The following is an 8,812-nucleotide window of genomic DNA, read 5'->3' as shown; positions in this document are numbered from 1 at the left end:
GGCACGGATGCCGCCGCCGGCGGCGGCAGCGAGGCATCGACCAGGGCCGCCACGGCGCCGGCGGCAATGGCCTGGTCGAGGTGCCGGGTGCCACTGGTGCGCTGACCCGGTACCGCCAGGAACAGGTCACCCGGTCGCACCCGGCGGCTGTCGTTGCACAGGCCGCCGACTGTCACGGTGCTGGCCGACGCGGCATCCACCCAGCCGGCAAGCAGGGTGCTCAGCGGTACGGCGGGGGGGGCTGGTTTGCGTGCCGGTGTCACAGGCGCTGCTCCGCCGCCGCCTGCACCAGGCCGGGAGCGCCGGTTGGGGGAGGCGCCATCAGCGGTGCCGGCATCAGGGCATCCGGGGCGACCCCCAGCAGGCGCAGGGCGCCCGACATGACGCGCTGAAACACCGGTGCCGCCACGGCGCCGCCGTAGTAGTCGCCCTGCGGGTCGCGCAGGTTCACCAGCAGCACCAGGCGCGGGTCGCTGACCGGCGCGAAGCCGACGAACATGGACAGGTAGCGTCCCCGGTCGTAGCCGCCGGCGCTGGCGATGTGCGTGGTACCGGTCTTGCCGCCCACCCGGTAGCCGTCGATCGCCGCCTTGGTCGCGGTGCCGCCGGGGCCGACCACGCCTTCAAGCATGGCATTGACCTGGGCAGCCACGTCCGCCGGCAGCACGCGCCGACCGGCGGGTGGTTTGTCCAGGGCCAGGAAGCTGACCGGCCGCTGCACGCCGCCACCGGCCAGCGTGGCGTAGGCGCGGGCCAGTTGGAGCCCGGTGGTGGACATGCCGTAGCCGAACGACAGGGTGACCTGTTCGACCTGTCGCCAGCTGCCGGCGGCCCGCAGAAGGCCGCTGGCCTCGCCCGGGAAGCCAGCCCCGGTAGGCATGCCGAAGCCGAAGCCGGCGAGGGTTTCCCAGAACTGCTCGGCGGCCATGGACAGGCCGATCTGTACCGCGCCGACGTTGCTGGACTTGCGCAACACGCCGGCCATGTCCAGGGGGCCGTAGTTGTGCACGTCGCGCACCGTATGGCGGGCCACGCGCATGTAGCCGGGAGCAGTGTCGATGATGTGGTGCGGGTCGAAGCTGCGGTGCGTCAGCGCCGCCGCCACGGTGAACGGCTTGATGGTGGAGCCGGGCTCGAAGGGGTCGGTGACGGCGCGGTTGCGACGGCCGTCAAGGTCGCCGTCGTTGCGGTCGTTGGGGTTGAAGGTCGGCTGGTTGACCATGGCCAGCACCTCGCCGGTGGTCACGTCCAACATCACCGCCATGCCCGACGAGGCCTGGTGGCGCCGTACCGCCGCCTTCAGCTCGCGGTAGGCCAGGTACTGGATGCGCCGGTCGATGGACAGCTTCAGATCCTTGCCTGGCTGCGGCGGGGCGATGGTTTCCAGCAGCGCCACGCGTCGGCGACGCGCATCGAGCACGATGCGTTCCTTGCCGGGGGTGCCGCGCAGGTGCTTGTCGTAGGCTTCCTCGATGCCGCCGCGGCCACGGTCGTCGATGTCGGTGTAGCCGACCACGTGGCCGGCCGCCTCGGCCAGTGGGTAGTAGCGACGGTAGCCGCGCTGGCGGTAGACGCCGGGAATCTTCAGCGCCAGGACCTGCTCCGCCTGCTCCGGCGGAATGGCACGTTTCAAGTAGGCGAACTTGGTGTTCGCGCGCGCGCTCACCAGCGCCCGTATGGTGTCCGTGCGCATGTCCAGTGCGTGGGCCAGTTCCGGCCAGCGGTCGGCCGCCTTGGCGAAATCGCCGGGCACCACCCAGATCGAGTCCACCGGCGCGCTGATGGCCAGTGGCTCGCCGTTGCGGTCCAGCAACATGCCGCGGTGGGCGTTGACTTCGACCGTGCGCAAGGCGCGGGCGTCGCCCTGTTTCTTCAGGAACTGTGTCCGCAGCGTGTGCAGGTACACGGCCTGCGTCATCAGCGCCACGCCGGCGAGCAGCAGCACGGCGAGCGTGATGATGTGCCGTGGGCGTGAGAACACCCCGCTCATTGGCGCACCTGAACGATTTCCTGCGCCTGTGGCAGGACCATGTGCAGCTGCTCGCGGGCCTTGCCTTCGACCCGCGCATGCGTGGTGAGGGTGGCCTCCTCCAGCAGCAGGCGGCTCCATTCACTGTCGAGTCGGTCGTGTTCGTGCCGCAGGCGGCTGAGCTGCGCGATCAGGCTGCGCTCGTGGTGCTTGAGGTGGATGACGCCCAGCGCCGACGCGAACACCGCCAGCAGCAGCGTTGCCACCAACGCATGGCCGATGCGTTCAGGCATCGGGCGGCTCCGGCAGGCGCTCGGCCGCGCGCAGGATGGCGCTGCGGGCGCGCGGGTTCACTGCCAGTTCGGCCGCACCGGCTTTCTTGGGAACGCGCACCAGGCGCAGCGTGGGCCGCTCGCAGGCGCCCTCCAGGCGTCCGGCGTGGTGGCGCATGAAGCGCTTGACCGGCCGGTCCTCCAGGGAGTGGAAGCTCAGCACCACCAGGCGTCCACCGGGCGCCAGTGCCACCAGCGCCTGATCGAGGCCGGCCGCCAGGTCGTCGAGTTCCCGGTTCACGGCGATGCGCAGCGCCTGGAAGGTGCGCGTGGCCGGATGCTTGTGCTGGTCGCGCCGCGGGACGGCGCCGCGCACCAGGGCGACCAGGTCGTCGGTGGTGGTGATCGGGGCGTTGGCGCGACGCGCCACCACGGCGGCGGCGATGCGCCGGGCATAGCGCTCCTCGCCGAATTCACGCAGCACCTGCTCGATGTGTTCCTGGCTGGCGTCCTGCAGCCACTGCGCCGCGGTGGGGCCGCGGCTGGTGTCCATGCGCATGTCGAGCGGCCCGGGCCGCATGAAGCTGAAGCCGCGGCTGGCGTCGTCGAGCTGAATGGAGGACATGCCCAGGTCCAGCAGCACGCCGGCAACCTGCCCGCGCAGGCCAAGTTCGTCGACGAACTGGCCGAGTTGCGCGAAGCTCCCGTGGCGCACGGTGACGCGCGGGTCGGCGTCGAACTCGGCACGGGCGCGCGCCACGGCGGCGGGATCCTTGTCGATGGCCAGCAGTCGCCCCTGCGGTCCCAAGGCCGCCAGCAGTGCACGCGTGTGCCCGCCACCCCCGAAGGTGCCGTCCACGTAGCAGCCGCTCGTTTGGATCGCCAGGGCTTGCATTACCTCGTCCAGCATGACCGGCCGGTGCCCGCCGGCGTCGGTGTGGGTCATCAAAATGCCAGCCGGCTGAGTTGCTCCGGCAGCTGCACGGCGCCGTCCTGGGCCGCCTGCAGCCAGCCCTTGCGACGCTGATCCCAGGCCTGCTCGTCCCACAGTTCAAACTTGTTGCCCAGACCCACCAGCGTTACCTGGCGGTCGATACCGACCAGCTCGCGCAGCATCGTCGGCAACAGGATGCGGCCCTGCGCGTCGGGCTCGCACTCGGTGGCGTGCCCGATCAGGGTGTGTTTGAGCTGGTCGACGACTTCAAGCAGGTTGGGGGCGCCAACGAGCTCGCGCTCGATCGCCTCCCACACCGGCAGCGGATACAGCAGCAGGCACTGGCCGCGATGGTCCAGGGTGAGGATCAGCTGGCGTGTCTGATCGGCTTGCAGGCGCTCGCGGTAACGGCTCGGAATGGCCATCCGCCCCTTGGCATCGAGATTGAGCGCCGTGATGCCGCGAAACATGCTCCCCTCGGGTTATGGGACATCTCCCCACGAATTAACCCAGTTGCCCCACTAATCCCCACTAAGGGGCCACTATAGGAACTGCTCTCCACGACTGTCAAGGCAGATTTTTGGCGCCCTGGCGGGCTCTTTCGCCGACGGTTCTTGCAGCATGCGTTGGCGGTCTTGGCTACACTGCCGCCAACGCATGCAATCTGCCGGAGCCGCCCAGATGTCCGACCAGCCGAACCTCGAACCGCCAACAGCCGTTCCGGTCTCAGCCATTCGGCAGTTGGCCGCCGGTGACGGTGAGTCCTACTTGCGCAATACGGTGGCGACGGCGGTCGAGCATCGGGTGTCGGACCTGCACTTCAAGGCAGGCGCGCCGCCGTACTGGCGTCACCTGGGCGAGCTGGTGCCGATTCCGGATCAGGGCATGCTCGGTTCGCAGGACGTCGAGGACCTGGCACAGGCGTTGATGGATGTGCGCTCGGCGGCCATTTTTGCCGAACGGCACCACGTCGATCTGTCGTACGGGTTCACCGGCATCGGTCGCGTGCGCGCCAACATCTACCGTCAGCGCGGTACCGTCGCCATCGCGCTGCGCGTGATCACGACGCAGATTCCCAGCGCCGAGTCACTGCAGCTTCCGCCGGCGGTGGAGCTGTTCAGCAAGATGAAGCGCGGCATGGTGTTGGTGACCGGCGCCACCGGCTCGGGCAAGTCGACCACGCTGGCGCGGCTGATCGAGATGATCAATGAGCGTGACCGCCGCCACATCGTGACCATCGAGGACCCGATCGAGTACCTGTTCCGGGACAAGGTGTCGGTGGTCAACCAGCGCGAGGTCGGCATCGACACGCCAAACTTCGGCGATGCCATGCGTGCCGCCCTGCGCCAGGACCCGGACGTCATCTTCATCGGCGAGATGCGCGACGCCGAGACCATCACCACCGCGGTGCGCGCCAGCGAAACCGGACATCTGGTGATTTCCACCCTGCATGCGCCGAACTGCTACGACGCCATCAGTCGCCTGGTGTCGTATTTCCCGCCCGAGGAGCAGGACACCCAGCGCAAGGCCATTGCCGCCAACCTGCGCGGCGTCATCAGCCAGCGGCTGCTGCCGCGCGCCGACGGCAGCGCCCGCGTGGCGGCGTTCGAGGTCATGGTGGTGACGCCGACCATCGCCGACATGATCGAGGATCCGGAGCGTCAGTCCGACATCGTCGACGTGATCAAGAACGGTCGCCAGCACAGCATGATTTCGTTCGACGACTACCTGTTCGAGCTGGCCGAGAGTGGGCAGATCACCCGCGATGTCGCCCTGGCCAACGCCACCAACGTCACCGATCTGAAGCTGCGTTTCCAGGGGTTCTGAGCGTGTGGCGAGCCTGCCGGCAGGCTCGCTGGAAGGAAGGCGGGGAGCCGGCCGATAAGCCGGGTTCTGTCGAGGGCAATCATTCGTCTGCGGCGGACGTCACCGCCCGCCTGTAGCGACCTACCCGGGGACCGCGCGGACCACGCGTTGTGGCCTTTCGGCCAGCCGTCCCCCTATTTGGTCTTGCTCCGGGTGGGGTTTACCCTGCCACCCCTGTTGCCAGCGGCGCGGTGCGCTCTTACCGCACCTTTTCACCCTTGCCTGTGCGCCGGAATCTCCGGCGCCATCGGCGGTGTGTTTTCTGTGGCACTTTCCGTAGGCTCGCGCCCCCCAGGCGTTACCTGGCACCCCGTCCTGTGGAGCCCGGACTTTCCTCGCCCTGTCGGGCGCGATTGCCTGTCCGGCTCCCCGCATCGTCCAGTGTGGGGCTGCCGGCGGCCTGTTGCAAGGCCAGCGCGCGCCGATAGACGCGGTTGCGCGGCGCCTGGCTCACCGCCACGGCGGCGGTCACCGCCTGCTTGAGGGGCAGCACCGCCAGCAGGCGCGTCAGCAGGACGTCGAGGTCGTCCTCGGCGGCCGGGCGTGGCGGTGCGCCTTCGATCAGCAGCACGAACTCGCCGCGCTCGCGCCCGGGTTCGGCGCGCAGCCAGGCCAGCAACGCCTCGGCGTGGCCGCGGATCACCGCCTCGTGCAGTTTGGTCAGTTCCTTGGCCAGTGCCGCCTCACGGTCCCCGAACAGCTGCGCCACATCCTCGAGCAGCGCTGTCAGGCGGTGTGGTGCCTCGTACAGAATCAGCGTGCGCGGCTCGTCGAGCAGGGCGGTCAGTGCGGTGCGTCGCGCTGACGGCTTGGCCGGCAGGAAACCCTCGAAGGCAAAGCGCGCGCTGGACAGGCCGCTGGCCGACAGCGCCGCCACGGCGGCGCACGGCCCGGGCAGCGGCACCACCGGGATACCGGCGGCGTGGGCGGCGGCCACCAGCCGCTGGCCGGGGTCGCTGATGGCCGGAGTGCCGGCGTCGCTGATCAGGGCCACGTCGTCGCCCTGGTGCAGCCGTTCGATCAGCCGGGCGCTTTGCGCCGCCTCATTGTGTTCGTGCAGGGCCACAAGCGGCGTGCGCACGCCGTAATGCGTCAAAAGCGGCTTGCTGTGGCGCGTGTCCTCGGCGGCGATCACGGCCGCCGCCGCCAGCGTGTCGCGCGCGCGGGGGCTCAGGTCGGCCAGATTCCCGAGGGGTGTGGCCACCACGTACAATCGGCCGCCAGATGTTGTGGTTTTCATCATTTGCGCCCGGCAGCCGGCTCAGTCGCCCCGTGAGAGTGCTCGTTTCTGTATGTGTCGTTGCGGCGGTGCTGGCCCTTGTGGGCTGCGCCGGGCCGTCGCCCGTGCCCATGCCCGAGCGCGCGGCGGCGCCGGTCGATCCGGAGCAGGCAGCGCGCGCCGCGGAAACCCGGGGTGACTATGCCGCTGCCGCGCAGGCGTGGCTGGCGCTGGCGTCCGGGTCCGCGTCGCCGGCTCGTGAAGCTTACCAACTGCATGCCGCCGCCGCCTGGCTCGCCGCCGGTGATCCCGCCAACAGTCAGGCCGTGCTGGCACAGGCGGACGTGGCCACGCTTGGCGACGCGCTGATCGCCCGCAAGCAGATTCTGCTGGCGCGTTTGGCGCTGGCGCGCGATGACCCCGCGGGTGCCGCCGACGCGCTGGCGCCGACCCGCCTGCTCGATCTGCCACCAGCGCTGATGGCCGAGCGCGATGGCCTGCTGGCGCAAGTGCCGGCGGGCGCCGCCGCGCCGGGGCAGTCGGTGGCCGGTGGCGACTTCGTGGCGGTGTTGTTGCCCTACGGTGATGAACTGGAGGCAGCGGCGCAGGCCATCACCGCCGGCCTGGTGGCGGCCCGTCTGGGCGATCCGTCGGGCCCATCGCTGCGGTTTTATTCCAGTGGCGACGATGTCGTCGCCAGTTACCGGCGGGCCGTGGCCGATGGCGCGGCCGTGGTGATCGGGCCGCTGCAAAAGGCGGAGGTCCGCGCCCTGGCGGCGATGCCGTTGGCGCGGCCGACGCTGGCGCTGAACAACCCGGCGCGGACCGCCGGCCAGATCAACCTGTACCGGCTGTCGCTGGACCCTGCCGACGAGGCGGCCGCCGGGGCGCGGTGGCTGACCGCCGCCGGCTACCGGCGCGTGGCCATGTTGTACGTGGACGACCCCTGGGGGCGGCGCCTGCGCACCTTGTACCGGCAGGCCCTCGAGGCCCAGGGTGGGCAGCTGGTGGGGGCGGTGCCTTTCGACGCGGGTGACACGGATTTTGCGCCGGCCCTGCGCAGCCTGTTCGCCGACCGGCTGGCATCGGCCGACCCGGTGATCGCGACCGAAAGCGGGCCGCAGGCGTTGATTGTGATCGCCGCCGGCGCGGATGCGCGTCAGATCATGCCGCAGCTGGAGTACGTGGGCCTTTTCGATCTGCCGGTACTGGGGACTTCGCGGCTGTGGAACGGCAATCCCAACCGCGCGGCCGACGCGGACCTCGGCAATTTGGTGTTCTGCGACAGTCCCTGGGCGCTGGAGTCCCGCACGGATGCGGGCTCGCCGGGGCCGTTGGCCGCTGCGACGCGTGTCTGGCCACTGCTGGAGCGCAGCCCGCCGCGGCTGGTCGCCCTTGGTGCGGACGCCTACGCGCTCGGTCGCCTGCTGTGGCAGGGCAGGTCGGTGGATGCGCTGCCTGACGGGCTGACCGGTGCGCTGGCGATGGATGTCGACGGTACGCTGCGCCGACAGGTGCTCGATTGTGCGCGTTTCAGCGGTGGTGTGCCGGTGGTCATGACGCGTGGCAGTTTTCCGTGACGGCCGCTGCGCCGCACCTGCAGCGCGGCCGGGACGCCGAGGCATTGGCAGCCGCCCATCTGACGAAACAGGGGCTGGCGATCGTGGCGCGCAACTACCGCGCGGCAGGCGGTGAGATCGACCTGATCGCGCGCCACGGCGCCGAGTTGGTGTTCGTGGAAGTGCGCAGCCGGCGCAGTGGCGCCTTCGGCAGTGCCGCCGAGTCGGTCACGGCGGCCAAGCGCCGGCGCATACTGAAGGCCGCAGAACAGTACTTGCTGGCATGGCGTCCGCGTCCGTTGCCGCCGTGTCGCTTCGATGTGATCAGCTTCACCGGTGCACTCGATCTGGAGCACCTGGTCTGGTTGCAGAACGCCTTCACCGCTGATTGACCCCCGGTTCCCAGAGCATGAATTCGATCACCCTGGTCATCGACCGTTTCGACGAGAGCGCCCGCCTCAAGCAGGCCACTGCAGGTGTCCTGGCGCCGGCCATTGCGCGCGCGGCAAGTCGCCTGGCGCAGGTGCTGCGCAGCGGCGGCAAGTTGCTGGTGTGCGGCAACGGCGGTTCGGCGGCGGATGCCCAGCACTTCAGTGGCGAGTTGCTGGGCCGCTTCGAGTGCGAGCGCGCCGGGCTGCCGGCCATCGCGCTGCATGCGGACACCTCCACGCTGACCGCGGTGGCCAACGACTACGGCTACGACGACGTGTTCGCGCGCCAGGTGCAGGCGCTGGCACGGCCTGACGATGCGCTGGTCGTGATCAGCACCAGTGGCAACTCGCCGGGCATCCTGCGTGCCGCGGAGGCGGCGCAGGCGCTGGGTGTGCCGGTGCTGGCGCTGACCGGGCGCGACGGGGGGCGGCTGGCCGGCCTGCTCGGAGACGCCGATATCGAACTGCGCGTTCCGGCTACCGCCACGCCCCGCATTCAGGAAGTGCACATTCTGATCCTGCACTGCCTGTGCGAGCTGATCGACCGCGAGTTGGTGCCGTG

9 protein-coding genes, 1 other RNA gene and 1 pseudogene are annotated in these 8,812 nt (G+C 70.0%); 4 read left to right on the top strand and 7 right to left on the bottom strand.

What is annotated here, in order from left to right; genetic code table 11:
- The 5 genes from ABYX71_RS08595 to mraZ all read right to left on the bottom strand — a co-directional run.
- A partial coding sequence (locus ABYX71_RS08595; protein ID WP_372696084.1) for a Mur ligase domain-containing protein occupies positions 1–176 on the bottom strand: 176 nt, incomplete at its 3' end.
- Positions 177–259: 83 nt separating this feature from the next.
- Positions 260–1,990 carry a peptidoglycan D,D-transpeptidase FtsI family protein gene (locus ABYX71_RS08590; RefSeq protein WP_372696082.1) on the bottom strand — a complete coding sequence of 577 codons (1,731 nt, stop codon included), beginning with the start codon at positions 1,988–1,990 and terminating at the stop codon, positions 260–262.
- Positions 1,987–2,262 (bottom strand): cell division protein FtsL, encoded by a 276-nt coding sequence (gene ftsL, locus ABYX71_RS08585; protein ID WP_372696081.1) that lies wholly within the window; start codon positions 2,260–2,262, stop codon positions 1,987–1,989. The genes ABYX71_RS08590 and ftsL overlap by 4 nt, the downstream gene beginning before the upstream one ends.
- Entirely contained in the window at positions 2,255–3,187 is a 933-nt protein-coding gene (gene rsmH / locus ABYX71_RS08580; protein ID WP_372696080.1) for a 16S rRNA (cytosine(1402)-N(4))-methyltransferase RsmH, read from the bottom strand. Before rsmH ends, ftsL begins: the two co-directional genes overlap by 8 nt.
- A complete protein-coding gene (mraZ, locus tag ABYX71_RS08575) occupies positions 3,187–3,645 on the bottom strand; it encodes a division/cell wall cluster transcriptional repressor MraZ (protein ID WP_372696079.1) in 459 nt (152 codons plus the stop codon). The genes rsmH and mraZ overlap by 1 nt, the downstream gene beginning before the upstream one ends.
- Positions 3,646–3,856: 211 nt before the next feature.
- Between mraZ and ABYX71_RS08570 the strand changes: the two genes are divergently transcribed.
- On the top strand, positions 3,857–5,002 hold the full coding sequence (locus tag ABYX71_RS08570) for a type IV pilus twitching motility protein PilT (protein ID WP_372696078.1): 1,146 nt from the start codon (positions 3,857–3,859) through the stop codon (positions 5,000–5,002).
- A 39-nt stretch (positions 5,003–5,041) separates the two neighbouring features.
- Here ABYX71_RS08570 and rnpB read toward each other — a convergent pair.
- Both rnpB and rsmI read right to left on the bottom strand, forming a co-directional pair.
- Positions 5,042–5,410: RNase P RNA component class A (gene rnpB, locus ABYX71_RS08565), an RNA gene on the bottom strand.
- Positions 5,411–5,453: 43 nt separating this feature from the next.
- A pseudogene (gene rsmI, locus ABYX71_RS08560) lies at positions 5,454–6,281 on the bottom strand (16S rRNA (cytidine(1402)-2'-O)-methyltransferase); the annotation flags it as partial.
- A gap of 110 nt (positions 6,282–6,391) precedes the next feature.
- Here rsmI and ABYX71_RS08555 point away from each other — a divergent pair.
- The 3 genes from ABYX71_RS08555 to ABYX71_RS08545 all read left to right on the top strand — a co-directional run.
- Entirely contained in the window at positions 6,392–7,840 is a 1,449-nt protein-coding gene (locus tag ABYX71_RS08555; protein ID WP_372696083.1) for a penicillin-binding protein activator, read from the top strand.
- Positions 7,837–8,211, top strand: coding sequence for a YraN family protein (locus ABYX71_RS08550; protein ID WP_372696077.1), 375 nt, complete (start codon positions 7,837–7,839; stop codon positions 8,209–8,211). Before ABYX71_RS08555 ends, ABYX71_RS08550 begins: the two co-directional genes overlap by 4 nt.
- A gap of 17 nt (positions 8,212–8,228) precedes the next feature.
- The coding region (locus ABYX71_RS08545) for an SIS domain-containing protein (RefSeq protein WP_372696076.1) at positions 8,229–8,812 on the top strand (584 nt) is incomplete at its 3' end.

It is taken from the genome of Immundisolibacter sp. (assembly GCF_041625615.1).
GTDB lineage: Bacteria > Pseudomonadota > Gammaproteobacteria > Immundisolibacterales > Immundisolibacteraceae > Immundisolibacter.
This window is presented reverse-complemented; position numbering and strand designations above follow the sequence as displayed.

Coding starts and splice junctions, on each gene's coding strand:
- mraZ (WP_372696079.1), bottom strand. CDS start 3,645: ATGTTTCGCGGCATCACGGCGCTCAATCTCGATGCCAAGGGGCGGATG.
- ABYX71_RS08570 (WP_372696078.1), top strand. CDS start 3,857: ATGTCCGACCAGCCGAACCTCGAACCGCCAACAGCCGTTCCGGTCTCA.
- ABYX71_RS08555 (WP_372696083.1), top strand. CDS start 6,392: ATGCCCGAGCGCGCGGCGGCGCCGGTCGATCCGGAGCAGGCAGCGCGC.
- ABYX71_RS08590 (WP_372696082.1), bottom strand. CDS start 1,990: ATGAGCGGGGTGTTCTCACGCCCACGGCACATCATCACGCTCGCCGTG.
- rsmH (WP_372696080.1), bottom strand. CDS start 3,187: ATGACCCACACCGACGCCGGCGGGCACCGGCCGGTCATGCTGGACGAG.
- ftsL (WP_372696081.1), bottom strand. CDS start 2,262: ATGCCTGAACGCATCGGCCATGCGTTGGTGGCAACGCTGCTGCTGGCG.